The following is a 23889-nucleotide window of genomic DNA, read 5'->3' as shown; positions in this document are numbered from 1 at the left end:
CCGCAAGGCATTTCACAAAGGAGAGAACACCAATGAGCGAACAGCACAACCACGAGGCGCCACACGCGCACGAACACCAGCACGGCGACGTGACGCACGCCCATGCGCACACGACCCACGAGCATGACCACGTCGAGCACGAACACTCACATGCTCACGAGGACGGGACCGAACACACCCATCAGCACGTGCACCAGGCGGGCCTGGAAGAAGTTCACGGTCACTCCCACGCATAACCCGATCGGCGCTTCGGCGGCTCAGGAGATCATCGGGCAGTAATGCTTGGGGTTGCCGCGCTCGTCTTCGGGCGGCAGGTTGCGTGCCGGGGTTTGCACCAGTGGCGTATCGAGCGGGATGCGCCCGCTGGCGCGGTCCAAGCCGGCCCGGGCGCGGGGATGTTTGCGAAATCTGCTGGGCACCAGGGCGAACACACCACGGACGACGTCGCCGAAGCGCCGGTGCAGCCACTCGTCGCGGCGCGACCACCGGTAGCCCATCAGCTCCCGCACCGGTTGGTCGTACAGGCCCACCGTCACCCAGACGAAGAACGGCGCCAACAGTTTGCGTTGCGCGGCCCACAGCGGATCCGGAATCCATTGCGCGAATGGAGGTTTCGGCAACTCGGTCAGATCGAGCACGGCCCGGGCCGCCCAGTTGTTCTCGAGCACGTTGCGGCACATGTGGTCCCAGTAGGCCTGGAATTCCTCCCAGGAGCCCGGCACCGGCCGCATGCTCATGCCGTACATGCGATACCACTCGACGTGTTCGTCGAACAGCTGCCGCTTCTGCTCCTCGGTGATCCCGCCGCAGAAGCGTTCGGCCACATGAATTGTGCCCATGAAGAACGTGGAGTGCGCCCAATAGAAGACATCAGGATTGAGCGCGTGGTAGCGACGGCCCTGTTCGTCGACCCCCTTGATGTCGGTGTGGTAATCGCGAACCTCGGCACCGGTGGCCGGGGCACGATCCCCGTCGAACACCACTCCCCCAATGGGATACAGCGAGCGCAGCAGACGCGGCCAGCGCTCACGGAAAAACGTTGAATGATCGGTGACCGCCGCGCCCAGCTGCGGGTGCATGTTCTGCATCGAACCCGCCCACGGACCCTGCAGCATGCCCCGCCAGTCCCCGAAGTATCGCCAGGTCAGTGAATCGGGCCCCAGAGGTGCGGGCGGCGCGTCATACCCTGCCGGCGAGACCGGGCAGCCGCCCGCGAGAGCGTCGGACGCGTCGACCGGCTCGGCGGAAACCGACTGCTCAGCGGTGCCGGCGCCACTGCCGCCTCCGACGTCGCTGGTCGGCGGGGGCGATGCGGACGTATCTTGAGTCACTATTAGATCCCTGTAGGTATCGTGAGATTTTGACTACAACCGTTGTCAATCTAGAGCTTAGGAGCGATGTGCAGACGGGTCAACGACGGGGACGCTGGACCGGCGTCCCCTTGGAGAGTCGACTCGCGCTCCGCCGTGACAACCTCATCGAGGCCGGCGTGCAGCTTCTCGGCGGTGCCGGCGGACCGGCGCTGACCGTGCGCGCGGTCTGCCGTGAGGCCGCGCTGACCGAACGCTATTTCTACGAAAGTTTCGCCGACCGTGACGAATTCGTGCGCGCGGTCTACGACGATGTCTGCGCGCGCGCCATGAACGCCCTGACGTCGGCGACCACCCCGCGCGAGGCCGTCGAGCGATTTGTCGAGCTGATGGTCGACGACCCGGTCCGCGGACGCGTGCTGTTGCTGGCGCCGACGGTGGAACCCGTTCTGACCCGCTCGGGCGCGGAGTGGATGCCCAATTTCATCGATCTGTTGCAGCGCAAGCTGTCCCGGATCGGCGACGCCGTACTGCAGAAGATGATCGCCACCAGCTTGATCGGCGGGTTGTCGGGCCTGTTCACCGCCTACCTGCACGGGCAGCTGGGCGCCACTCGCAAGCAATTCATCGACTACTGCATCAACATGCTGTACATCACTGCCGCGCCGTACGTCCCGGCCGGCGAGCTCGGCAAGTCGCAGTAACCCGCCTTTTCGATCGCGCGCCATCGGCAAGCCGTAAGAATAGGCACTCGGCCCAGCACGAGCCCGGTATAAAAACGTCATCCGGCACGCCGACGAGGAACTTGATGCTACTCGAGTACACAGATATATTGACTGCTACCCATCGACACAGATAACTGGAGGACCTATGTCAGCCGAGCTGACAAACCTACAGCTGCTGCACGAACTCGAGCCATTCGTCGAAAAGTACCTGAACCGGCACGAGAGCATGCACAAGAACTGGAACCCGCACGACTACATCCCCTGGTCGGACGGCAAGAACTACTACGCGCTCGGCGGGCAGGACTGGGAGCCCGGTCAGTCCCAGCTCTCCGACGTCGCCCAGGTGGCGATGGTGCAGAACCTGATGACCGAGGACAACCTGCCGTCGTATCACCGCGAAATCGCGATGAACTTCGGCCTGGATGACGCATGGGGCCAGTGGGTCAACCGCTGGACCGCCGAGGAGAACCGGCACGGCATCGCGCTGCGCGACTACCTGGTGGTGACCCGCGCGGTCGACCCCATCGAGTTGGAAAAGCTGCGCATGGAGGTGGTGAACCGCGGGTTCAGTCCTGGCCAGAACCATCAGGTTCGAGCCGACCTATTCGCCGAAAGCCTGTTCGACTCGGTCATCTACGTGACGTTCCAGGAGCTGGCCACCCGGATTTCGCACCGCAATACCGGCAAGGCCTGCAACGAGACGATCGCCGACCAGTTGCTGGCCAAGATCTCGGCCGACGAGAACCTGCACATGATCTTCTACCGGGATGTCAGCGAGGCCGGGTTCGAGGCCGCGCCCAACCAGGCGATGAAGTCGCTGCACAAGGTGCTGCGCAACTTCCAGATGCCCGGCTACCAGGTGCCCGAGTTCCGCCGTAAGGCCGTCGTCATCGCCGTGGGCGGCGTATACGACCCGCGCATCCACCTCGACGACGTGGTGATGCCGGTGCTGAAGAAGTGGCGCATTTTCGAGCGTGAGGACTTCACCGGTGAGGCGGCCGCCATGCGCGATGACCTTGCGCTGCTGATCAAGGAACTCGAGACAACCTGCGACAAGTTCGAGATCTCGAAACAGCGTCAGCTCGAGCGGGAAGCCCGCACCGGCAAGAGGACCACCGCATTCGAGCTGCACCAGACCGCGGGCACGCTGACCATGAGCCGGCGGTAACCAACCGGTGCGCATCGGTTCCATCGCGCTCGCCAGCCCGGTGGTTTTGGCACCGATGGCGGGAGTGACAAACGTCGCGTTCCGGACGCTGTGCCGTGAGCTGGAGCAAGCCAAGGTCGGCACCGTCAGCGGGCTCTACGTCTGCGAGATGGTGACCGCGCGTGCGCTTGTCGAGCGCCATCCGGCCACCCTGCACATGACCACGTTCGCTCCGGACGAGTCGCCGCGTTCGCTGCAGCTCTATACCGTCGACCCCGCGACCACCTACGCGGCCGCCAAGATGATCGCCGACGAAGGCCTGGCCGATCACATCGACATGAATTTCGGCTGTCCGGTGCCCAAGGTGACCAAGCGCGGCGGCGGATCGGCGCTGCCCTACAAACGGCGGCTCTTCGGTCAGATCGTCGCCGCGGCGGTGCGCGGCACCGAAGGCACCCAAATACCGGTGACCGTGAAGTTCCGCATCGGCATCGACGACGAGCATCACACACACCTCGACGCCGGCCGCATCGCCGAAGCCGAAGGCGCCGCCGCGGTCGCGCTGCATGCCCGTACGGCCGCGCAGCGCTACTCCGGCACCGCCGATTGGGAAGAGATCGCGCGGCTCAAACAGCAGGTGCGGACCATCCCGGTGCTGGGCAACGGCGACATCTATGACGCCAGCGACGCGCTGACCATGATGGCCACCACCGGATGCGACGGCGTCGTCATCGGCCGCGGCTGCCTGGGCCGGCCCTGGCTTTTCGCCGAGCTGTCGGCCGCCTTCACCGGCAGCCCGCCGCCCACGCCCCCGACCCTGGGCGAGGTCGCCGACATCGTCCGACGGCACGGGCAGCTGCTGGCCGCGCACTTCGGCGAGGACAAGGGCATGCGGGACATCCGCAAGCACGTCGGCTGGTACCTGCACGGCTTTCCGGCCGGCTCCGAGCTGCGCCGGGCCCTGGCAATGGTCAAGACGCTCGACGAGCTGGACTCCCTGCTGGACCGGCTGGACGGCTCCGTCCCCTTCCCCGACGAGGCGACCGGCCCGCGCGGCCGGCAGGGTTCACCGGCCCGGGTGGTGCTGCCGGAAGGTTGGCTGACCGACCCGGACGACTGCACGGTGCCGGCGGGCGCCGACGTCATGCACTCCGGGGGCTGACTCGACGGCTTGAAATCGCGTCTGGCGCGATAAGTCAGTACGATGTGGGCTTTGTTGCGTGCGCTTAGGTGGCGGATCGATTCCTACCGCTACACCAGCGGTGACAAAAACTGGTTGGCACCAGCCGCAGCGCCCGCAACGCGACACTGCGCTGACATTACGCACGAACACGGTGACACGTCTGCATCAGAGCTTCGGAGGCCGGTTAGATATGAGTGACGCCGAGAACGACGCCACTCGTAATGGTCGGCACGGCCCGGGTGGGGCGCGCACCTATCCGGTACCGGCGAAGCCTGCGCCGTTGGGTGCCGCTCCCTGGGAGCGATTCTTTGCACCCCCGGCCGACGACAACCTGCACCGCTGGCAGCCCGAGGCCGCGATCGAACCCGAAGAGCCGCGCGAGGATGACATCGATCAGGGCGGATCCCACACCGGCGGCGGCGTCAGCGTCGCCGATCTGATCGCCAAAATCGGTGCCCCCAGCCGGCCCGTCCATCATCGTGCCGCTCCGGAGGACCCCCGTGTCGAGGCCACCGGCGCCGAGCCGGGCCTTCCTCTCGCGCTGCAAAAAACGGAGGTCATTGACGACCTCGCCTACTCCATGGACGCCGTCGCCGAGCTTCGCGCCCTCGAGGCCGCCGATTACCCGAACGACGACGAGCCGGAAGACCTGGCTCCAGACACCAGCCCCGAGGCACCCAGACGCCGGCGCCGGCCAGTGCTGGTGGCCGCGCGGTCGACGGCCGCCCTGGCTGCCGTGCTGGCACTGGCGATGACCGGCGGGGCATGGCAATGGAGCACGTCGAAAAACGCCCGGCTGAATACGATCAGCGCGCTCGACCAGAATTCCAGCGACATCCGCGACCCTGGCGGACAGTACGGCGACGAGGACTTCCTGATCGTCGGTCTCGACTCGCGCCTGGGCGACAACGCCAACATGGGCGCCGGAACCACCGACGATGCCGACGGCGAACGCTCGGACACGGTCATGCTGGTCAACATCCCGGCTAACCGCAAACGCGTGGTGGCGGTGTCGTTCCCGCGCGACCTGGCGATCACCCCGATGCAATGCGAAGCGTGGAACCCCGAAACCGGCAAGTACGGGCCCCTCTACGACCCGAAGACCAAGACCTACGGCCCCAAAATGGTCTACACCGAGACCAAACTGAACTCGGCGTTCGCCTTCGGTGGCCCGAAATGTCTGGTGAAGGAAATCCAGAAGCTGTCCGGCTTGAGCATCAACCGCTTCATCGCCGTCGACTTCTCCGGCTTCGCGAAGATGGTCGACGCCCTCGGCGGCGTCGAGGTCTGCTCCAGCACCGCGCTGCACGACTACGAGTTGGGCACGGTCCTCGACCACGGTGGACGCCAAGTCCTCGACGGCTCCACCGCCCTGAATTACGTGCGGGCTCGCCAGGTCACCACCGAGGTCAACGGCGATTACGGCAGGATCAAGCGTCAGCAGCTGTTCCTGTCGTCGCTGCTGCGCTCGCTGATCTCCGAAGACACGCTGCTGGACCCGAATAAGCTCAACAACGTCGTCAACATGTTCATCAGCGACACCGTCGTCGACAACGTGCAGTCCAAGGACCTGATCCAGCTCGGTCAATCGTTGCAGGGCATGGCTGCCGGGCACGTCACGTTCGTCACCGTGCCGACCGGTGTCACCGACCAGAACGGCGACGAGCCGCCGCGGATGGCCGACATGCGGGCCCTGTTCGACGCCGTCATCAACGACGATCCGCTGCCCGAGGAAAACGACCAGAACGCGCAGAATTTGAGCTCGTCCCCAACGAAAGGCCCGTCGAGGGCGCCCACCACCAAGAAGTCGCCGGCACCGACGCCGGAGGCGCAAGCCGAGCAGATCAGCACGACCTCGCCCAGCGGGGTGACGGTGCGGGTTTCCAACGCAACTACGCAAAGCGGTCTGGCGGCCACCGCGACCACCCAGCTCAAGCAAGACGGCTTCAACGTGATGTCACCCGACGACTACCCGAGTTCGGTGAACGCGACCACTGTGCTGTTCTCACCCGGCAATGAAGAGGCCGCCGCCACGGTCGCGTCGTCGTTCGCCAACGCGAAAGTCCAGCGGGTTTCCGGCTACGGGCAGGTCGTGCAGGTGGTCTTGGGCCCCGACTTCAAGTCGGTCTCCACTCCCCCGCCCAGCGGCTCTTCGATGAGCCTGCAAATCGAACGCGGCTCGAGCAATGCACCGGCCAAGCTCCCCGAGGACCTGACCGTCACCAACGCGGCCGACACCACCTGCGAGTAACCGCTTTTGACGGCGCTCCACCGCCCGTTTCGGGCGGCGAGACCGTACGCTGGGTCACATGCGAACCGCCTACCACGAGCAACTCTCGGAGTTATCCGAGCGACTCGGCGAGATGTGCGGCTTGGCAGGAATCGCTATGGAGCGCGCCACCCAGGCTCTGCTCCAAGCCGACTTGGTGCTAGCCGAGCAAGTCATCTCCGATCACGAAGCCATCGCCGTATTGAGCGCGCGCGCCGAAGAAAGCGCCTTCGTGCTGCTCGCATTGCAGGCGCCGGTGGCCGGCGATCTGAGGGCCATCGTGAGCGCGATCCAGATGGTGGCGGACATCGACCGGATGGGTGCGCTGGCACTGCACGTCGCCAAGATCGCCCGTCGACGGCATCCCCAGCATGCCCTGCCCGAAGAGGTCAATGGCTATTTCGCCGAGATGGGCAGCATCGCAGTCGAATTGGGCAACAGCGCGCAAGAGGTGGTGTTGTCGCGCGACCCGGAGAAGGCCGCCCGGATCCGCGAAGAAGACGACGCCATGGACGACCTGCATCGGCATCTGTTCTCGGTGCTGATGGACCGGGAATGGAAGCACGGCGTCGCGGCGGCCGTCGACGTGACGTTGCTGGGCCGGTTCTACGAGCGTTTCGCCGACCACGCCGTCGAGGTGGCACGGCGAGTCATCTTCCAGGCGACCGGCAGGCTTCCCGAGGAAGAAACGAAACCCGCCTCGCAGTAAGCAAAAATGCGGCGGCGGCTAGTTCAATTGCCCGACTCCTCACACCTCGCTACGCGAGCTGCTTCGTCGTCGGGCTAGCCGAAGCGGCCGGAAATGTAGTCCTCGGTCGCCTTCTGGCTCGGGTTGGAGAAGATCTTCTCGGTGTCATCCACTTCGATCAGCCGCCCCGGTTTTCCGACGGCTTCGAGGTTGAAGAACGCCGTGTAGTCGCTGACCCGGGCCGCCTGCTGCATGTTGTGGGTCACGATGACGATGGTGTACTCCTGCTTCAGTTCGCTGATCAGCTCCTCGATCGCCATCGTCGAGATCGGGTCCAGCGCCGAACACGGCTCGTCCATCAGCAGCACATCGGGCTGCACGGCGATGGCCCGCGCGATGCACAGGCGCTGCTGCTGCCCGCCGGACAATCCGCCGCCGGGCCGGTCCAACCGATTCTTGACCTCATCCCACAGGTTCGCGCCGCGCAGCGAATGCTCGGTCGTCTCGTCGAGCACCTTGCGGTTGCGCACCCCCTGTAGCTTCAGGCCCGCCACGACGTTGTCGCGAATTGACATGGCGGGGAAGGGGTTCGGCCGCTGGAAGACCATTCCGATGGCCCGGCGCACGCCGACCGGGTCGACTCCAGCGCCATAGATGTCCTCGTCGTCGAGCAGTACGCTGCCCTCGACCCGTCCGCCGGGCACCACCTCGTGCATCCGGTTCAGCGTGCGCAGCACCGTGGTCTTGCCGCAACCCGACGGGCCGATGAACGCGGTCACGCTGCGGGGCAGAACCGACAGCGTCACATCCGCAACCGCGTGAAACGATCCGTAGTAGATGTTGACGGCCTTGAGGTCCAACCGTTTGGCCACTTAGTGCTCCTGCCTATGACTTCCTGGTGCCCAGAAATCGTGCTATCACCCGGGCCGCGATGTTGATGATGGCGATCACCAGGATGAGGGTTAGGGCGGCACCCCACAACCGATCCGTGGGGATGGGGTTGAGGCTCGCGCCCGCCGTCGTCTGGTTGAACATCATGCCAGGCAGCGTCCCCATGAACCCGCTGAAGATATCGAAGTTCATCGATTGCGCGTAACCGATAAGGATCAGCAGCGGGGCCGTCTCGCCCATCACTCTGGCCATCGCCAGCAGTATCCCGGTCACGATGCCGGACAGTCCGGTGGGAATGACTACCCGGGCAATGGTTTTCCACTTGGTGATGCCCAGGGCGTAGCTGGCCTCGCGAAGATCCACCGGGACGATTCGCAGCATCTCCTCGGTGGCGCGCACGATCACCGGGAGCATCAGCAAGACCAGCGCCAGCGATACCGCGAACTGCGACCGGGGAAGTCCCAGCAGCGCCACGCACAACGCGTAGATGAACAGCGCCGCAACGATTGACGGCACACCACTGAGGATGTCCACCATGAACGACGCCAGCCTCCCCAGCGCGGTGCCGCCGCCGTACTCGACCAGGTAGATCGCGACCATCAACCCCAGAGGGACGGAGATCACGGCGCATACCACCCCCTGCAGCACGGTGCCGACCAGCGCGTGGTAGGCGCCACCCCCGGTCACGAACGCCGTCATCCCCGCTTGCGAGTGCGTCCACCAGACGGTTGATGCGACCGCCTTGAAGCCCTTGACGGCCACCGACCACAACACCATCACCAACGGCGTCACCGCGACCAGCAGAGACAATGAAACCAGCAGGCCCGCAACATAATTCGTGGTACGCCGGCGCCAGCTGACCGGCGAGAACGTCCGCGGCTTGAGCGGCCGGTCCAACATCGAGGTCATCGGGGCCCCCTTCGCCCCGCCCCCGCGACGGCGCCCCTCGCCAGGGCGTCGACCAGGAAGGTGAGCACGAAGAGCGTCAGGCCCGCGGCGATGTACGCGCCGGCCTTGTATCGGTCATCGAATTCGGCCGCGGCACCAGCGATCTTGGTCGCGAAGGTCGAGCCGCCGTCGAACAGCGACCACCCGAACGCTGACTGGGTACCCCGCAGAATGATCAGCAGCGCCACCGTTTCACCCAGGGCGCGACCCAGCCCCAGCATTGATCCGCTGATATAGCCCGACCGCCCGAACGGCAGCGTGACCGTCTTGACCACTTCCCAGCGGGTGGCACCCAGGGCGAGCAGGGCCTCGATCTGGTCCTGTGGCGTCTGGACGAACACTTCGCGGGTGACCGCGGTGATGATCGGCAGGACCATCACCGCCAGGACGACGCCGCCGGTGAAGATGGTTCCCCCGCCGGCGGGCGACGCATTGCCGTTGGCGAACAGAAAACACCAGCCCAGCGAGCGATTGAGCCAGGTGGCGACGGGCCTCAGCTGGGGCGCCAGCACGTACAGTCCCCATGCTCCGTAGATGATCGAGGGCACCGCGGCCAGCAGATCAACCGAGTAGGCCAGGGGCGTAGCGACCCGCCGCGGCGCATATTGCGTGATGAAAATGGCCACGCCCAGCGCGACCGGCATGGCCAGGACCAGCGCGAACAACGACACGAACACGGTGACCGGCACCAGGCTGGCGATGCCGAAGTGCATCGCCGAGGTATCCGTGGTGACCCATACACCGCCGTAGCTGAAGAAGTTCTCGCGATTCCGGTGCAGCGCCGGTATCGCACGTCCGAGCAGGAACGCCGCTATCGCGGCGATGACCACGATGATGACCACGCCAGAGGATTGCGCGAGCCGGCCGAAAATCCGGTCCGCCACATGCGGACGGCCCTGTCCCCAGGGGCTGGTGGGTGTGGCCTGCCTCTCCGGAAACGGCGCGGCGACAACCGCACCCGAACCCGCGTCGATGGGATTCGGCGTTGTCACGGTGATCCCGTCACAGGTCTGCTGTCACTCCTTGAACCCGATGTACCGAATTACTGCATCGCATTGATGGCCGTAACCAGTCGTTCCCTGACCTTATCGGGCAGCGGCACGTACCCGGCCTTCGAGAGTTCGCCCTGCGCGCTACTGGCGGACACGGCAAGGAACGATCGGACGGCCGCTGAGGTCTGGTCGTCATAACCCTTTGAGCACACGATCTCGTAGGTGACCAGCATCAGCGGGTAAACGCCCGGATCCTCAGAGCCGTACATGGCATTGAGGTCGAGCACCAGATCATCGCCTTCGGCCAAAAATTTGGCCGCGTTGACGGCGTTTCCGGCCGTGTCGTTGGTCAGCGGAATGACGCCGCCGCGGGTGGCGATTTTGGCGTAGGGCATGTGGGCCTGGTCGGCGAAGCCCTTCTCGACGTATCCGATGGCGCCCGGGGTGGCCCGCACCGCTTGGATCACGCCGGCCGACTTCGCGGCGCCCTCGCCGACACCGCCCTGAAACTCCGTCCCGACTCCCTTGGACCAGCTTTGGGGCGCGGCCGCGGTCAAATATTTCTGAACGTTGTCGGTGGTTCCCGACGAGTCGGTCCGATAGATCGGGGTGATTTTGCCGGCAGGCAGCGGCATGCCCGGATTCAGTGCCGCCAGGATCGGGTCGTTCCAGGCGGTGATCCTGCCGGTGAAGATCTTGGCCAGCGCGTCACTGTTGACCACCAGGTCCGGATTTCCGGGCAGGTTGTAGACGATCCCGATGGGGCCGAAAACCAACGGCAGGTCCCACGCCGGGTTTCCGTCGCAGCGTTTGGCGGCGGGCCCGATCTGGTCGGCGACCAAGGGGGAGTCCGCGCCCGCGAAATCGACATGTCCGGCGATGAACTGCTCGCGCCCGGCGCCGGATCCAGTTGGGTTATAGGCCAAGCCCTTTCCCGGGCAGTACTGGCCCCACACCTGGTTGAACACCGTGATCGCGTTCTCTTGTGCGGTCGAGCCTTCCGCCGTCAGCTTGTTCTTGCCACCGCATCCGGCCGTCCCGGTCACGCCGGAGCCGGGCCCCGCGGTCCCGCGGCGGTTCTCATCGCTACCGCAGCCGGTCAGTGCTCCGGCGACGAGCGCCGCCACCAACGCCACGGCGGCCAGCGCCCGTCTCTGCCTGTCGAGCCTCACCTATCCCGCTTCCTGACATGTTCCTGACGCAGCGCCGCTGGCCATCTCTCATGTGAGGTTGCCAAGTGCCGGCGAAAATATGCACCGGCGCCGCCCGCAGCCGTGGCCAGGACCAGATTAACGATTCAGGTTGATGACGCTCGTACCCGCGGTCAGTTGGCCGCGGGAACGACCGCGTATGCGGTGTCGACGCTGTGGACGGTAAACCCCAAGCGCGCATAGGTGCGCACCGCGGCCACGTTGTCGGACTCGACGTAGAGCATCACGGTGGGGTCTGGGTCATCGGCCAGGCGACGCCCCAGCCAGTCGATGCCGACAGCGGTCAGCGCCTGCCCGAGGCCGCGGCCCTGCGCCGAGGGATCGACGCCCAACACATAGACCTCGCCCAGACCCGGCCGGTCGAGGTGCACCTTTGTCCAGTGGAAGCCCAACAACCGCCCGGACTGACCGCTGCCGGAGTGTTCGAACGCCAGGAACAGGCCCGCCGGGTCGAACCACGGTTCGTTGCGGCGCTCCGCCAGCTCGCAGTCCGTCCAGCCGCCCTGTTCGGGATGGTAGGCAAACGCGGCGTTGTTGATCCGCAGCAGCTCGGCGTCGTCGGCGGCGCCCGCGTAGGTGCGGAATTTCACCCCGCGCACCGCCGGCACGGTGTCGGGCAGATCGCGCAGCGAACGTCGCATCTGCATCAGTTCCCGCACTGGGGTCAGGCCCAGAGCGGACGCGGTCGCGCGGGCCGGCTCCAGCGTGCCATGGGCCCAAAACCGATTGCCCGCACCGGTTTTGGCTAACGCGGCTCGTGCCAGTGTGGACCCGATGCCACGCCGACGCTCGCGCGGATGTACGACGAGTTCGGCCATGCCGGTCTCGCCGTCGCGGGGCGGGCTCAGGTTGAGGTAACCGACGATCGCGTCGCCGGTCGACGCGGGATTCGTGATCAGCAGATGTTCGGTGCGGTCGTGCCCGAGCTCGCGGAGCACCTGCTCGCCGACGGGGGCTACTCCATCGAATTCGGTTGCCGCACTGATGAGTTCGCGTACGCCCCGCTGCTCTTCGTCGGTCAGCGTCCGGCGCCAGTCGGCCGACGTCACTGCGTGTGCAAGGGATCGACCAATGGGTCTTGGGCGTCCTGCGATTCGGATTCGGACCCGTCGGCGTCGTCGGTCTCGGCGACCGGTGTGCGGCCGCGCGCAGGGCGGACGGCCTTGTAACCCACGTTGCGTACGGTGCCGATCAGCGCCTCGTACTCGGGACCGAGTTTGGCCCGCAGCCTGCGCACGTGCACGTCGACGGTGCGGGTGCCGCCGAAGAAGTCGTATCCCCACACCTCGTGCAGCAGTTGCGCGCGCGTGAACACCCGCCCGGCATGCTGGGCCAGGTATTTGAGCAACTCGAATTCCTTGTAGGTGAGGTCCAGCGGGCGGCCCCGCAGCCGGGCGGTGTAGGTGCCTTCGTCGATCACCAACTCGCCCAGGCTGACCTTGCCGGCACTCTCTTGGTCCGCGAGTCCGCCGCGGCGGCCGATCACCAGCCGCAGCCGCGCGTCGATCTCGGCGGGCCCGGTCGTGGGCAGCAAGATTTCGTCCAAACCCCAGTCCGAGCTGACAGCCACCAGCCCGCCCTCGCTCACCACGGCCAGCACGGGTCCCGACCGGCCGGCGGTGCTCAACAGACGGCAAAGCCCGCGCGCCGCCGACAGGTCGGTGCGCGCGTCGACGATCACCGCATCAGCGGTCCCGGCCTCGAGCAACGAAGAGGGTTCGGGCGGCGCCGTCCGGACGGTATGCGGAAGCAGGGACAACGACGGCAAGACCGGGTCGGGATGAAGCTCCGAGGTCAGCAGTAGTAGCTCCAACTAGCCCCTCCAGCTCGGGGGAACGGCATCTCCCAAATTCACAACGCCATTAAGCGTTAGTTACCAGGTCATGTAACGATAACGTGTCACCTGGTTTTTTCGCGTGGCAGACGAGCCAGTGTGAGCCCCACCACCAGACATCCGGCGGCGACCCGCCCCGAGGTGTTACGCCACAATATGCGGGTGCGCAAGGTGCTGGTTGCTGTGACTGCGGCCGCGATTCTGGTTGCGGTGGTCGCCGTGGGGGCCATCGGCTTCGATTACGGGACCAGCATTTATGCCGAGTACCGGCTGTCGTCCAGCGTCCGCAAAGCGACGAAGCTGGGCACCGACCCGTTCGTGGCCATCGTGGCGTTTCCGTTCATTCCGCAGGCGATGCGCGGCAACTACAGCCAGGTGGAAATCAAGGCCAACGCTGTCGACCACGCGATGACCGGCAAGGCCACGCTGGAAGCCACGATGTACTCGGTCGACCTAGCTCACGCGTCATGGCTGATCAGCCCGGACGCGAAGCTCGCGGTGGGCAAGCTGGAGAGCCGGATCATCATCGACTCGACGCACCTGGGGCGGTTCATGGGCATCAGCGACCTGATGGTCGAGGCACCGGCCAAGGAAACCAACACCTCCACCGGCGGCGTCACCGCGTCGGGTATCTCGGACAGCCACGGGCTGGTGTTCACCGGGACACCGAAATCGGCAGGCTTCGATCGCAAAGTCAGCGTCTCGGTCGACCTCTCCATCGCCCCGGACGACCCGGCGACACTGGTGTTCACCCCGACCGGCGTCCTCACCGGATCGGACACCGCCAACCAGACGGTTCCCGCGGACAAACAAAACGCTGTGCTGCATGCCTTCAGCGGAAGGCTGCCCAACCAGCGACTGCCTTTCGGCGTCGCGCCGACCACCGAGGGAGCCCGGGGATCCGACGTCATCATCGAGGGCATCACCCATGGAGTAACCGTGACCCTCGAGGGGTTCAAACAGTCATGACCGTCATTCTCGTGACCGTCGCGGTGCTTGTCGTGGCAACCCTTGCCGGGTGGTTGGTGACCCGGCGCTCCGGACGAGTCCGGGAAATCGATTCGAGGCCGGATCAGGACACCGGCGCCGACATCACGGCCCTGGGGCTTTCCCGCAGCGGGCCGACAGTCGTGCATTTCAGCGCGCCGTGGTGCGGGCCGTGCGACCGGGTCCGCCGCGTCGTCGAGCAGGTCTGCGACGACCTCAGCGAGGTGGCTCACGTCGAGGTCGACCTGGACGCAAACCCCGAGACCGCGCGCCGATATTCGGTACTGTCCCTGCCCACCACGTTGATCTTCGACGTCGAAGGCAGGCAGCGATACCGAACGTCCGGAGTGCCCAACGCCACCGACCTGCGGTCCGCGCTGAAACCGCTGTTGGCTTGACCACGGTGTCATTAGGTAAGCTGACCGACGTGTCAGCCCGCCTCGAGCCCATGCTCACCCAGCGTCGCGCAGTTGAGCTGCGCCGCACCGCGGGCTGTTGTTGTTGCTGTTGCTGCTGAGTAGCCGCGCATTCGCGTAGCACTCGGAGCGGCCCGGAATCTAGACCGTGGCACGTCTCCATTCGTCGTTTCCGTCAGCAACAGAGCTATCGAGGAGTAGTCCTTGCCAAGCAACACCACCACCACGCAGCCCGACCTGGTCGACATGCGCGGACCGCGGTTCGCCGCCTGGGTCACCACCGCAGTCTTGGTGCTGGCGCTGATCGTGTCGGCGGTGAATCCGCTGGCCGCCGCCGCCATTCTGGCCGTCCAGGCCGTAGTTTTCGCCAGCGGCGCGGTCGGCGGGCCGCGCAAGCATCCGTACGGCCGAATCTTTGCGAGCGTCGTCGCGCCGCGGCTGGGCCCGGTGCTTGATCGGGAGCCGACTGCGCCGCTGAAGTTCGCCCAACTCGTCGGCCTGATCTTCGCGGTGCTGGGAACGGTCGGGTTCGCAACCGGCTCCGTTCTGTTCGGTGTCATCGCCGCCGCGGCCGCACTGGCGGCCGCGTTTCTCAACGCGGCCTTCGGCATCTGCCTGGGCTGCCAGCTCTACCCGCTGGTGGCCCGTTTCCGGCGCACCGCGCGTCCCACCTGACCTGCTGTAACAAAAGCGATTGAAAGGATCCACTCCATGGCACGCTCCGACGTCCTGGTCTCCACCGACTGGGCTGAGAGCAATCTCGACGCCCCAGGCGTCGTCTTCGTCGAAGTCGACGAAGACACCAGCGCTTACGACGCCGGTCACCTCCCCGGCGCCATCAAGCTGGACTGGCGCTCCGATTTGCAGGACCCAGTCAAACGCGACTTCGTCGACGCCCAGCAGTTCTCCAAATTGCTCAGCGAGCGGGGCATCTCCAACGACGACACCGTGATCCTCTACGGCGGGAACAACAACTGGTTCGCCGCGTACGCCTACTGGTACTTCAAGCTGTACGGCCACGACAAGGTCAAGCTGCTCGACGGCGGCCGCAAGAAATGGGAGCTCGACGGCCGAGCGCTGTCCAGCGGCACCGTCAGCAGGCCGGCGACGTCGTACACCGCCGCCGCGCCGGACAACAGCATCCGGGCGTTTCGTGACGACGTCATCGCGGCCATCAACGTCAAAAACCTGGTTGACGTGCGCTCCCCCGACGAGTTCTCCGGCAAGATCCTGGCGCCGGCGCACCTGCCGCAGGAGCAAAGCCAGCGGCCCGGTCACATCCCCGGCGCCATCAACGTGCCCTGGAGCAAGGCCGCGAATGAGGACGGCACCTTCAAATCCGATGAAGAGCTGGCCAGCCTCTACGCCGGCGCCGGCCTGGACGGCAGTAAGGAAACGATCGCCTACTGCCGCATCGGCGAGCGGTCGTCGCACACGTGGTTCGTTCTTTATGAATTGCTCGGGCATCGGAATGTGAAGAACTACGACGGCAGTTGGACGGAATACGGCTCCCTGGTGGGTGCCCCGATCGAGTTGGGAAGCTGATATGTGCTCTGCACCGAAACAAGGACTGACGTTGCCCGCCAGCGTCGACCTGGAGAAGGAAACCGTGATCACCGGGCGCGTAGTGGACGGCGAAGGTCAGGCGGTGGGTGGCGCGTTCGTCCGCTTGCTGGACTCCTCCGACGAGTTCACGGCCGAGGTGGTGGCGTCGGCTACCGGTGACTTCCGGTTCTTCGCCGCCCCGGGATCCTGGACCCTGCGTGCCCTGTCGAAGGCCGGCAACGGTGACGCCGTGGTGGCGCCGTCCGGTGCGGGCATCCACGAGGTCGACGTCAAGATCGCCTGACCCGCCGGCCGTCCCCGACGGGGATGCCGCGGGGCGAATAGACTTGTCCCCGTGGTGCTGTTCTTCGAGATCATGCTGGTTGTGGCGGTCGTGGTGATTTCATGGTTCGCCCTGTACACCCTCTATCGACTGATCACCGACGAGTCGTGACTGGCGACGAACCGTTGAGTTCCGGTTCCGGCGACCGGGCGGTGGCCGCCGCCGCTGAGCGCGCGAAGCTGACAGCCGGCCGCAATATCCCGTCCTACGATGATCTGCCCCTGCCCGCCGACACCGCGAACCTGCGCGAAGGCGCCAATCTGAGCGATGCCCTGCTTGCGTTGCTGCCGCTGGTCGGCGTGTGGCGGGGCGAAGGCGAAGGCCGTGGACACGACGGCGACTACCGGTTCGGCCAGCAGATCGTTGTCTCGCACGACGGCGGCGACTACCTGAACTGGGAAGCCCGCTCCTGGCGGCTCAACGAGACGGGCGACTACGAAGAACGCGGCCTGCGCGAGACCGGTTTCTGGCGATTCGTCACCGATCCCGACGACCCCGGCGAATCCAACGCGATCGAACTGCTGTTGGCCCATTCGGCGGGCTACGTCGAACTGTTCTACGGCCGCCCCCTGACCCAGTCGTCCTGGGAGCTGGTCACCGACGCGCTGGCCCGCAGCAGGTCGGGCGTACTGGTCGGCGGCGCCAAACGCCTCTACGGCATCGTCGAGGGCGGCGACCTGGCCTACGTCGAGGAGCGGGTGGACGCCGACGGCGGTCTGGTGCCACATCTCTCGGCGCGGCTGTCGCGCTTCGTCGGCTAGAAGCGCCCCGCCTCCAGATATGGAGCGGCCCCCGAGCCGTATTCCTGGTCGGACAAAAACCGGAAGCTCGAGGGCCGGGTGGCTGCGGGGAATTCGCTAGCGCGGTTGTGACGCCAGCTCTTCCGAGCCACTGCTGCTAGCGCGCAGCCACCTCACATGTCCATGAAGCTATCAATTTCGCGGACCACCTCCCTTCTTGTGTACGACCGACCGTACCGACGAATCGGCCAGCCGACAACAGAATTCAGCGCTCAGCGATCGCTGACGATGGCGGCGTCGATCAGCTCGGCGAAGTCGGCCGCCATCGGCGACGGCTGCAGCGGACGGCCATCAAGGGTATGGACGCGGGCGGCCAAGGTCATGCTGGAGATCAGCCAAACACCCTGGGCGGCATTAAGATCCGCGACGCGCAGGGCCCGGTAGTCGCAGTCATAGCCCTTATCCCTGGCCACCTCGAACAGGGCCTGCTGGGTGGTGCCGCGCAGGATCGGGTACCACGGCGGCGGTGTCAGCAGGCACGGAGCGCCGTCCGGCGTCTCAGAGCCGGCGGCGATCACCACCGTTGAGCGCGGGCCTTCCAGGATGTAGCCGTCCGTGCTGACGAAGATCACGTCACCGGCGTCCTCACGGGCGGCATGGCGCAGGGCCGCCATATTGATCGCGTAGGAGAGGGTCTTGGCGCCGGCCAGCAGCCATGGCATCGCGTCAACTCCGTTGGCGGGCAACCCGCGGTCGAGCGTGATCGCCGCGAGCCCGCCGCGCCGGACCGCCGTCACCCGGTCGGGCACGGGGTTGACCATGACATAGGCCGTCGGCACCGAACCGCCCTCGCGACCGCGGCTGTAGATCAACCGCATCGCGCCCTCGTCGGCATTTTTTGCGCACCAGTGCCCGGTCGCCACCTCGATCGCGCTTCGCCACCGCGGCAGATCGGGCTGGGGCAGGTCGGTCAAGGCGGCCGACTGGGCCAGCCGCTGCAGATGCGGCTCGATAAGACAGGCCCTGCCGTCGCGGACCAGCAGCGTCTCGAAGACACCGTCACCACGGACCGCTGCCAGGTCGTCGGCGTATAACAGGGGCGCATCCGGCGAGTGCATTTCGCCGTCCAGCGTGACAATCACACCCGACTGACCGGCCATGGACGGTAAGCCTAGCCGCGACTGTGCGGCCGCCCGCACGGTCGCGAGGCAGATCGCCGCGTCCGTAGAGTTGACCTGTGACCCGCCCCGTTCCCGCACCCGAGACCGGACCCGACGCCGGTGCCGTCTGGCATTACGGCGATCCGCTGGGCGAACAGCGCGCGGCCGACACCGACGCGATATTCGTCGACCGCTCGCACCGCGGAGTGCTCACCCTGACCGGAAACGACCGGCAGACCTGGTTGCACAGCATTTCGACGCAATTCGTCAGTGACCTCCCCGACGGCGCCAGCACGCAAAACCTCAGCCTCGACGGCCAGGGCCGCGTCGAGGATCACTGGGTCCAGACCGAGCTGGGCGGCACAACCTACCTCGACACCGAACCGTGGCGGGCGGAGCCGCTGCTGGGCTACCTGCGCAAGATGGTGTTCTGGTCCGAGGTCACCCCGGCCGAAGGCGATCTGGCCGTCCTGTCGTTGCTCGGCCCGAAACTGGCGGATCAGCCGGTTCTCGACGCGCTCGGGGTGGACGCGCTGCCCGCCGAGTTCACCGCGATTCCCGCGGGCGACGGATTCGTGCGGCGAATGCCAGGCACCCGGGACGGCCGGATCGAGCTGGACCTGCTAGTTCCGCGCGCCGCGGCGGCCGACTGGCGAAATCGCTTGGCGCAGGCCGGAGTTCGGCCCAGCGGTGTCTGGGCCTACGAGGCCCACCGGGTCGCGGCCGTGCGGCCCCGGCTCGGCGTCGACACCGACGAGCGCACTATTCCGCACGAGGTGGGATGGATCGGTGGTCCCGGTGCCGGAGCCGTCCATCTGGACAAAGGTTGCTATCGCGGGCAGGAGACCGTCGCACGGGTGCATAACCTGGGCAGGCCACCCCGGATGTTGGTGCTGCTGCACCTCGACGGGTCCGTGGACCGGCCATCGACCGGTGATCCGGTGCTGGCCGGCGGCCGCACAGTCGGGCGCCTCGGCACCGTCGCCGACCACGTGGATCTCGGGCCCATAGCGCTGGCGCTGCTCAAGCGCGGGCTGCCCGCCGATACGAAGTTGGCGACGGGACCAGGGGCCTCGGTAGCTGCGGTGATCGATGTCGATTCCCTGCCTGAAACCGAACAGATCGGGGCCGGGCGGTTAGCTGTTGAACGGTTGCGGGGCGGTGCGGGATAATGAACGGTAACGTCCGCCACAGCGAGTAGGGCGCGCCAACGTCCGGTGGCGGGGCACGGTAAAGTGGTCGGCAGGACAATATGACACCAGGAGATCGGAGCCGCCTACTCGTTAGGCCGCTCCGTTATTGCGCGAGGGGGTTCCCCCATGGGCCGCGGCCGGGCTAAGGCAAAGCAGACCAAGGTTGCTCGAGAACTCAAATACAGTTCTCCGCAGACCGACTTCCAGCGGCTTCAGCGCGAGCTGTCAGGTTCGGATTCGGACGAATCCAATGAACTGGACAGCGACGGATCCGACGAATCCTGGGACGACCAGGACAACTGGCGGCGATAGGATAAACGCCCCGGCGCCGATGCCCAGCGCACCGGCGCCGCGCTGGTTATGCCGGAGTCCGACCTTCTTAGAACCTCGGGTGTAGGCCGACCATCTTTGCCCGCGGGCCCTCTTTTCCGCCTTTGCCGACGGTCCCCAGCACCCAGCAGTCCAAGTGCCGTGCGGTCAGGATGGCCAGTGCGCGGTCGGTGTCTTCGGGAGCCACGATGGCGATCATGCCGACCCCCATGTTGAACGTCTTCTCCATCTCCTCGCGCGTCACCCGGCCGCGCTGGGCGATCATGGCGAACACCGGCGCGGGCGTCCAGGTGCCGCGGTCCATTTCGGCGACCAGTCCATGCGGGATGACGCGTTGCAGATTGCCGGCCAGCCCGCCGCCGGTGACGTGGCAGAAGGTGCGTACGTGGGTTTCGGCCGCGAGCGCCAGGCAGTCCTTGGCGTAGATGCGGGTGGGTTCGAGCAGTTCTTCGCCCAGGGTGCGGCCGAATTCCTCCACGTAGCCCTCGAGGTTCATCCGGTCGATCTCGAGCAGCACCGTGCGCGCCAGCGAATATCCGTTGGAATGCAGACCCGACGAACCCATCGCGATGATGACGTCACCGGGTTTGACCCGGTCGGGGCCCAGCACGTCGTCGGCCTCGACAACACCGATCCCGGTGGCCGAGATGTCGTAGTGGTCCGGTTCCATCAGCCCGGGGTGTTCTGCCGTTTCGCCGCCCAGCAGCGCGCAACCGGCGCGCACACACCCCTCGGCGATGCCACTGACGATGGCGCTCAAGCGTTCCGGCACCGTGCGGCCCACCGCGATGTAGTCCTGCAGGAACAGCGGCTCGGCGCCACACACCACCAGGTCGTCGACCACCATCGCGACCAGGTCCAGCCCAACGGTGTCGTGTTTGTCCATCGCCTGGGCGACCGCCAGTTTCGTGCCGACGCCATCGGTGGACGCCGCGAGCAGTGGCTCGCGGTAGTCGCCGCGCAGCGCGAACAAGCCGGCGAATCCGCCCAGGCCGCCCAGAACCTCGGGTCGCGTAGCTTTTGTCGCCAGCGGCTTGAACAGTTCGACGGCGCGATCGCCGGCCTCAATGTCCACCCCGGCCGAAGCGTAGGTGATGCCCTGACTGCCTTGGTGGCGTCCGGGGCTCTTTCCGGGATCCGTCATCGCGATAAAGGCTACCGGGCGGCGCCGACGGCCGGGATCAAACGTCGGCGATGGCCGGCAACCGAGGTCCTCAGTGCACGACCGGCACTTCATCGGCCGCGAGGTCGTCGAGGCCGGCGCCGCGGGCGGCATTGGCGAGCATGTGCTCGATGACGTTCTTGCCCAACGCGGTTTCGCCGGGCAGTTCGATCGGATACTGGCCGTCGAAGCAGGCGGTACACAGCCGCGACGCGGGCTGCTCGGACGCCGCGATCAGGCCGCGCAGCGAGATGTAGCCCAGCGAGTCCGCGCCGATGGCATGTCGCACGGCCTCGAGCATCTCTTTTTTGTCCTCGACCGCGTTGGCGATCAGTTCCGCCGGTGACGGGAAGTCGATGCCGTAGAAGCAGGGCCATTTGACCGGGGGCGAGGCGATCCGCACGTGCACTTCGACGGCGCCGGCCTCGCGCAGCATCCGCAGCAGTGCGCGCTGGGTGTTCCCGCGCACGATCGAGTCGTCGACAACGATCAGTCGCTTACCCCGGATCACCTCGCGAAGCGGGTTGAGCTTCAGCCGGATACCGAGCTGGCGGATGGTCTGCGACGGCTGGATGAAGGTGCGCCCGACGTAGGCGTTCTTCATCAGCCCCTGGCCATAGGGAATGCCCGACTCCTGCGCGTATCCGACGGCGGCCGGCGTTCCCGACTCGGGCACGCCGATGACCAGGTCGGCCTCGACGGGACGCTCGCGGGCCAGCCGTCGACCGATCTCGACCCGGGTTGCGTGGACCGACCGGCCGGCGATCGTGCTGTCCGGTCGCGCCAGGTAGACGTACTCGAAAACGCAGCCCTTGGGGGTGGGATTGGCGAAACGCGTGGAGCGGACGCCGTCGGCGTCGATCGCCAGCAATTCACCGGGTTCGATGTCGCGCACGAACGACGCGCCGACGATGTCGAGGGCCGCCGTTTCGGAGGCCACCACCCAGCCACGGTCCAGCCGGCCGAGCGAAAGTGGCCGTACCCCATGCGGATCGCGGCACGCGTACAGAGTGTTCTCGTCCATGAAGGTCAGGCAGAATGCGCCGCGCACGGTCGGCAGCAGCTCCAGCGCCGCCTGCTCTAGCGTGGCGTCCGCCGCGCCGTGGGCCAGCAGCGCGCCCAAGATGTCCGAGTCGGTCGTGGCCGGCGCCGGGGCGCGCTTGGCGATCAGACCCTCGTCGCGGGCGCGGGCGGCGAGCTCGGCGGTGTTGACCAGGTTGCCGTTGTGCCCCAACGCAACCCCGGTGCCCGCCGCGGTGTTGCGGAAGACCGGCTGCGCGTTTTCCCACGTCGTGTCGCCCGTGGTCGAGTACCGGCAGTGGCCGATGGCGACGTGGCCCTGCATGGCACCCAGCGTCTGCTCGTCGAACACCTGGCTGACCAGGCCGAGGTCCTTGAAGACCAGCACCTGGGAGCCGTCGGCGACGGCGATGCCGGCGGCTTCCTGGCCGCGGTGCTGCAGCGCGTACAGGCCGTAATAGGTGAGTTTGGCGACGTCCTCGCCCGGGGCCCATACCCCGAATACACCGCATTCTTCACGGGGTGCGCTGAAGTCCTCTTCGGGTTCTTGGACGGTCACGATTAGGCAGCTCCCCGGGGAACGGTTGGTGACGTAACGGAGTCTACGGGCAGCGTGGCCGAGCCGACGAATCCGCCTGGCGTGTTGAGTGACGAATTCCCACGTCAAATACCTAAACCTGCAGTTCAGGGTTATGTTCAGCCCACATCGAACAGGGGTAGGCAGTGTCCAATCTCACCGGCTCGTGAGCCGGAAAGACGTAGCGCACCGGTGGGCTGCGCCCCGGCGAACGACAACTTCCCGGTGGCTAGCAGCAGCCAGGTCCGCGGGTCCGTCTCCACCACATTGGGCGGCGTGCCCCGCGTGTGCGTGGGCCCGGCGATGCATTGCACCGCGACAAACGGGGGGATGCGCAACTCCACGCTTCGCCCGGGTGCCACCGCGGCCAGCGTGCGGGCGGTCAGCCGCACGGCCGTCGCCAGTTCCTTCCGGTCGGGCGCCGGACGGGATTCGTCGCGAAGCCAGTCCGCGATGGCCAGCAAGGCCTGCCGGGTCGTCGCCGGATCGGCTTTGTCGCGGGAGGCCATACCCTAGGTTCTCAAATCCCGCGGGCCGTCGCTCATGGGCGCGGCGGCCGGCCGGGCGACTACACCTCCTGACGACCGGTCATTGGTTCGACGACCGCAAGGTGAGCACGGCGATGGCCCCGGCTTCGTTGACGGCCAGATGGGCCAGCATGGGCGCGGCCAGGCTTCCGGAATGGTCGGCCAGCCAACCGAAGAGCCAGCCCGCGATTCCGGTGACCAACACGGTGGTGGCGACCGGCTCACCCGTCGCGCGCGCATCGGCGATGTGCGACAGGCCAAAAGCGCAGGCCTGCAACAGCCGTCCGCCGCGTGCACCGAAGGCCGCGGAGCCCGCGGTGCTCAGCGCTCCCCGAAAGGCGGCCTCTTCCGACCACACGGTGCCTACCGGTATCCGCAGCAGCAGCCAATCCGGCGCCGTCGCCGGTGGCCGGCGGTCGGCCATCGATCGGCGCACCGGAGCCAGCACGGTCGTCGCGGCGACCGCACCCGCCACGGGGAACGCGACTAGCGAGCCCGATCGCAGGCCGGCCCGTAGCCGGGGCGGGCTCAGCCCCAAAGGCGCCCGCGTGACCCACACCAGCAGGCCGCCCACACCGGCCTGCAACACCGTTCGCCACGCGGCCGGCAGCCGCGGGCCCACGAAGCTCCAGCCCACCAGCACGGCGGCCAAACCCAGAGCGCCGGTTCGACGGAAACGCCCGGCGGACAT

26 protein-coding genes are annotated in these 23889 nt (G+C 66.5%); 14 read left to right on the top strand and 12 right to left on the bottom strand.

Going from position 1 to position 23889, the window contains the following annotated elements; translation table 11 throughout:
* Window positions 1-32 precede the first annotated feature (32 nt).
* The gene (locus AC5Y4H_RS17085; protein ID WP_499983404.1) at window positions 33-236 is read left to right on the top strand and encodes a zinc transporter Slc39a7; all 204 of its coding nucleotides are present in this window, start codon (window positions 33-35) and stop codon (window positions 234-236) included.
* A 21-nt stretch (window positions 237-257) separates the two neighbouring features.
* On the opposite strand, the gene AC5Y4H_RS17080 is transcribed toward AC5Y4H_RS17085, so the two are convergent.
* Window positions 258-1331 carry an oxygenase MpaB family protein gene (locus tag AC5Y4H_RS17080; protein ID WP_499983401.1) on the bottom strand — a complete coding sequence of 358 codons (1074 nt, stop codon included), beginning with the start codon at window positions 1329-1331 and terminating at the stop codon, window positions 258-260.
* A 68-nt stretch (window positions 1332-1399) separates the two neighbouring features.
* Here AC5Y4H_RS17080 and AC5Y4H_RS17075 point away from each other — a divergent pair, with 68 nt between their 5' ends.
* The 5 genes from AC5Y4H_RS17075 (at window position 1400) to phoU (ending at window position 7343) form a co-directional block, all read left to right on the top strand.
* The gene (locus AC5Y4H_RS17075; protein ID WP_499983399.1) at window positions 1400-2014 is read left to right on the top strand and encodes a TetR/AcrR family transcriptional regulator; all 615 of its coding nucleotides are present in this window, start codon (window positions 1400-1402) and stop codon (window positions 2012-2014) included.
* Window positions 2015-2180: 166 nt separating this feature from the next.
* Complete coding sequence (locus AC5Y4H_RS17070) at window positions 2181-3203, top strand: acyl-ACP desaturase (protein WP_499983397.1); 1023 nt, start codon at window positions 2181-2183, stop codon at window positions 3201-3203.
* Window positions 3204-3210: 7 nt separating this feature from the next.
* Window positions 3211-4344: a tRNA dihydrouridine synthase DusB gene (gene dusB, locus AC5Y4H_RS17065; protein ID WP_499983395.1), complete on the top strand. Its 1134-nt coding sequence runs from the start codon at window positions 3211-3213 to the stop codon at window positions 4342-4344.
* A 211-nt stretch (window positions 4345-4555) separates the two neighbouring features.
* The gene (locus tag AC5Y4H_RS17060) at window positions 4556-6616 is read left to right on the top strand and encodes an LCP family protein (protein WP_499983393.1); all 2061 of its coding nucleotides are present in this window, start codon (window positions 4556-4558) and stop codon (window positions 6614-6616) included.
* A gap of 58 nt (window positions 6617-6674) precedes the next feature.
* Complete coding sequence (gene phoU, locus AC5Y4H_RS17055) at window positions 6675-7343, top strand: phosphate signaling complex protein PhoU (RefSeq protein WP_499983390.1); 669 nt, start codon at window positions 6675-6677, stop codon at window positions 7341-7343.
* 74 nt (window positions 7344-7417) lie between these two features.
* Here the strand turns inward: phoU and pstB are convergent, their stop codons facing one another.
* The 6 genes from pstB to AC5Y4H_RS17025 all read right to left on the bottom strand — a co-directional run bounded on the left by pstB (window position 7418) and on the right by AC5Y4H_RS17025 (window position 13177).
* Entirely contained in the window at window positions 7418-8194 is a 777-nt protein-coding gene (pstB, locus tag AC5Y4H_RS17050) for a phosphate ABC transporter ATP-binding protein PstB (RefSeq protein ID WP_499983387.1), read from the bottom strand.
* A 13-nt stretch (window positions 8195-8207) separates the two neighbouring features.
* The gene (pstA, locus tag AC5Y4H_RS17045; protein WP_499983386.1) at window positions 8208-9122 is read right to left on the bottom strand and encodes a phosphate ABC transporter permease PstA; all 915 of its coding nucleotides are present in this window, start codon (window positions 9120-9122) and stop codon (window positions 8208-8210) included.
* Window positions 9119-10153, bottom strand: coding sequence for a phosphate ABC transporter permease subunit PstC (gene pstC / locus AC5Y4H_RS17040; RefSeq protein WP_499983384.1), 1035 nt, complete (start codon window positions 10151-10153; stop codon window positions 9119-9121). Before pstC ends, pstA begins: the two co-directional genes overlap by 4 nt.
* 50 nt (window positions 10154-10203) lie before the next feature.
* Window positions 10204-11325 (bottom strand): phosphate ABC transporter substrate-binding protein PstS, encoded by a 1122-nt coding sequence (gene pstS, locus AC5Y4H_RS17035; protein ID WP_499983383.1) that lies wholly within the window; start codon window positions 11323-11325, stop codon window positions 10204-10206.
* A gap of 152 nt (window positions 11326-11477) precedes the next feature.
* Entirely contained in the window at window positions 11478-12413 is a 936-nt protein-coding gene (mshD, locus tag AC5Y4H_RS17030) for a mycothiol synthase (protein ID WP_499983382.1), read from the bottom strand.
* The gene (locus AC5Y4H_RS17025; protein WP_499983381.1) at window positions 12410-13177 is read right to left on the bottom strand and encodes a winged helix-turn-helix transcriptional regulator; all 768 of its coding nucleotides are present in this window, start codon (window positions 13175-13177) and stop codon (window positions 12410-12412) included. Before AC5Y4H_RS17025 ends, mshD begins: the two co-directional genes overlap by 4 nt.
* A gap of 177 nt (window positions 13178-13354) precedes the next feature.
* Between AC5Y4H_RS17025 and lmeA the strand changes: the two genes are divergently transcribed.
* From lmeA to AC5Y4H_RS16995, 6 genes are all read left to right on the top strand, one after another.
* The gene (gene lmeA / locus AC5Y4H_RS17020) at window positions 13355-14167 is read left to right on the top strand and encodes a mannan chain length control protein LmeA (RefSeq protein ID WP_499983466.1); all 813 of its coding nucleotides are present in this window, start codon (window positions 13355-13357) and stop codon (window positions 14165-14167) included.
* Window positions 14164-14583 carry a thioredoxin family protein gene (locus AC5Y4H_RS17015; RefSeq protein ID WP_499983380.1) on the top strand — a complete coding sequence of 140 codons (420 nt, stop codon included), beginning with the start codon at window positions 14164-14166 and terminating at the stop codon, window positions 14581-14583. Before lmeA ends, AC5Y4H_RS17015 begins: the two co-directional genes overlap by 4 nt.
* A 222-nt stretch (window positions 14584-14805) precedes the next feature.
* The gene (locus AC5Y4H_RS17010) at window positions 14806-15276 is read left to right on the top strand and encodes a DUF4395 domain-containing protein (RefSeq protein ID WP_499983378.1); all 471 of its coding nucleotides are present in this window, start codon (window positions 14806-14808) and stop codon (window positions 15274-15276) included.
* A gap of 36 nt (window positions 15277-15312) precedes the next feature.
* Window positions 15313-16146 carry a sulfurtransferase gene (locus AC5Y4H_RS17005; RefSeq protein WP_499983377.1) on the top strand — a complete coding sequence of 278 codons (834 nt, stop codon included), beginning with the start codon at window positions 15313-15315 and terminating at the stop codon, window positions 16144-16146.
* Window position 16147: 1 nt separating this feature from the next.
* A complete protein-coding gene (locus tag AC5Y4H_RS17000; protein WP_007777644.1) occupies window positions 16148-16450 on the top strand; it encodes a DUF1416 domain-containing protein in 303 nt (100 codons plus the stop codon).
* Between the two features lie 146 nt (window positions 16451-16596).
* The gene (locus AC5Y4H_RS16995) at window positions 16597-17250 is read left to right on the top strand and encodes a heme-binding beta-barrel domain-containing protein (protein WP_499983376.1); all 654 of its coding nucleotides are present in this window, start codon (window positions 16597-16599) and stop codon (window positions 17248-17250) included.
* A gap of 251 nt (window positions 17251-17501) precedes the next feature.
* On the opposite strand, the gene AC5Y4H_RS16990 is transcribed toward AC5Y4H_RS16995, so the two are convergent.
* On the bottom strand, window positions 17502-18371 hold the full coding sequence (locus AC5Y4H_RS16990) for an aminodeoxychorismate lyase (RefSeq protein ID WP_499983463.1): 870 nt from the start codon (window positions 18369-18371) through the stop codon (window positions 17502-17504).
* Between the two features lie 95 nt (window positions 18372-18466).
* On the opposite strand from AC5Y4H_RS16990, the gene ygfZ reads away from it, so the two are divergent.
* Together ygfZ and AC5Y4H_RS16980 are read left to right on the top strand one after the other, a co-directional pair.
* The gene (ygfZ, locus tag AC5Y4H_RS16985) at window positions 18467-19561 is read left to right on the top strand and encodes a CAF17-like 4Fe-4S cluster assembly/insertion protein YgfZ (RefSeq protein ID WP_499983375.1); all 1095 of its coding nucleotides are present in this window, start codon (window positions 18467-18469) and stop codon (window positions 19559-19561) included.
* A gap of 147 nt (window positions 19562-19708) precedes the next feature.
* Entirely contained in the window at window positions 19709-19894 is a 186-nt protein-coding gene (locus AC5Y4H_RS16980) for a DUF3073 domain-containing protein (RefSeq protein WP_499983372.1), read from the top strand.
* Between the two features lie 67 nt (window positions 19895-19961).
* Here AC5Y4H_RS16980 and purM read toward each other — a convergent pair whose 3' ends face one another.
* The 4 genes from purM to AC5Y4H_RS16960 form a co-directional block, all read right to left on the bottom strand.
* On the bottom strand, window positions 19962-21056 hold the full coding sequence (purM, locus tag AC5Y4H_RS16975; protein ID WP_499983369.1) for a phosphoribosylformylglycinamidine cyclo-ligase: 1095 nt from the start codon (window positions 21054-21056) through the stop codon (window positions 19962-19964).
* Between the two features lie 70 nt (window positions 21057-21126).
* On the bottom strand, window positions 21127-22653 hold the full coding sequence (gene purF, locus AC5Y4H_RS16970) for an amidophosphoribosyltransferase (protein ID WP_499983367.1): 1527 nt from the start codon (window positions 22651-22653) through the stop codon (window positions 21127-21129).
* A 137-nt stretch (window positions 22654-22790) separates the two neighbouring features.
* Complete coding sequence (locus AC5Y4H_RS16965; RefSeq protein WP_499983364.1) at window positions 22791-23180, bottom strand: sterol carrier family protein; 390 nt, start codon at window positions 23178-23180, stop codon at window positions 22791-22793.
* A gap of 79 nt (window positions 23181-23259) precedes the next feature.
* Window positions 23260-23889, bottom strand: a complete 630-nt coding sequence (locus tag AC5Y4H_RS16960; protein WP_499983362.1) for an Rv0804 family intramembrane glutamic endopeptidase — start codon at window positions 23887-23889, stop codon at window positions 23260-23262.

The sequence above is a fragment of the Mycobacterium sp. NGS58 genome (genome assembly GCF_059812385.1).
Note: the sequence above shows the minus strand (reverse complement) of the source record. Positions and strands in the feature narration are given on the sequence as shown.

What these genes read in the sequence shown, in the direction of transcription:
- AC5Y4H_RS17085 (WP_499983404.1), top strand. Translation starts at nt 33, where the DNA reads ATGAGCGAACAGCACAACCACGAGGCGCCACACGCGCACGAACACCAG.
- AC5Y4H_RS17070 (WP_499983397.1), top strand. Translation starts at nt 2,181, where the DNA reads ATGTCAGCCGAGCTGACAAACCTACAGCTGCTGCACGAACTCGAGCCA.
- AC5Y4H_RS17060 (WP_499983393.1), top strand. Translation starts at nt 4,556, where the DNA reads ATGAGTGACGCCGAGAACGACGCCACTCGTAATGGTCGGCACGGCCCG.
- phoU (WP_499983390.1), top strand. Translation starts at nt 6,675, where the DNA reads ATGCGAACCGCCTACCACGAGCAACTCTCGGAGTTATCCGAGCGACTC.
- pstA (WP_499983386.1), bottom strand. Translation starts at nt 9,122, where the DNA reads ATGACCTCGATGTTGGACCGGCCGCTCAAGCCGCGGACGTTCTCGCCG.
- lmeA (WP_499983466.1), top strand. Translation starts at nt 13,355, where the DNA reads ATGCGGGTGCGCAAGGTGCTGGTTGCTGTGACTGCGGCCGCGATTCTG.
- AC5Y4H_RS17015 (WP_499983380.1), top strand. Translation starts at nt 14,164, where the DNA reads ATGACCGTCATTCTCGTGACCGTCGCGGTGCTTGTCGTGGCAACCCTT.
- AC5Y4H_RS17005 (WP_499983377.1), top strand. Translation starts at nt 15,313, where the DNA reads ATGGCACGCTCCGACGTCCTGGTCTCCACCGACTGGGCTGAGAGCAAT.
- AC5Y4H_RS17000 (WP_007777644.1), top strand. Translation starts at nt 16,148, where the DNA reads ATGTGCTCTGCACCGAAACAAGGACTGACGTTGCCCGCCAGCGTCGAC.
- AC5Y4H_RS16980 (WP_499983372.1), top strand. Translation starts at nt 19,709, where the DNA reads ATGGGCCGCGGCCGGGCTAAGGCAAAGCAGACCAAGGTTGCTCGAGAA.
- purM (WP_499983369.1), bottom strand. Translation starts at nt 21,056, where the DNA reads ATGACGGATCCCGGAAAGAGCCCCGGACGCCACCAAGGCAGTCAGGGC.
- AC5Y4H_RS16965 (WP_499983364.1), bottom strand. Translation starts at nt 23,180, where the DNA reads ATGGCCTCCCGCGACAAAGCCGATCCGGCGACGACCCGGCAGGCCTTG.
- AC5Y4H_RS16960 (WP_499983362.1), bottom strand. Translation starts at nt 23,889, where the DNA reads ATGTCCGCCGGGCGTTTCCGTCGAACCGGCGCTCTGGGTTTGGCCGCC.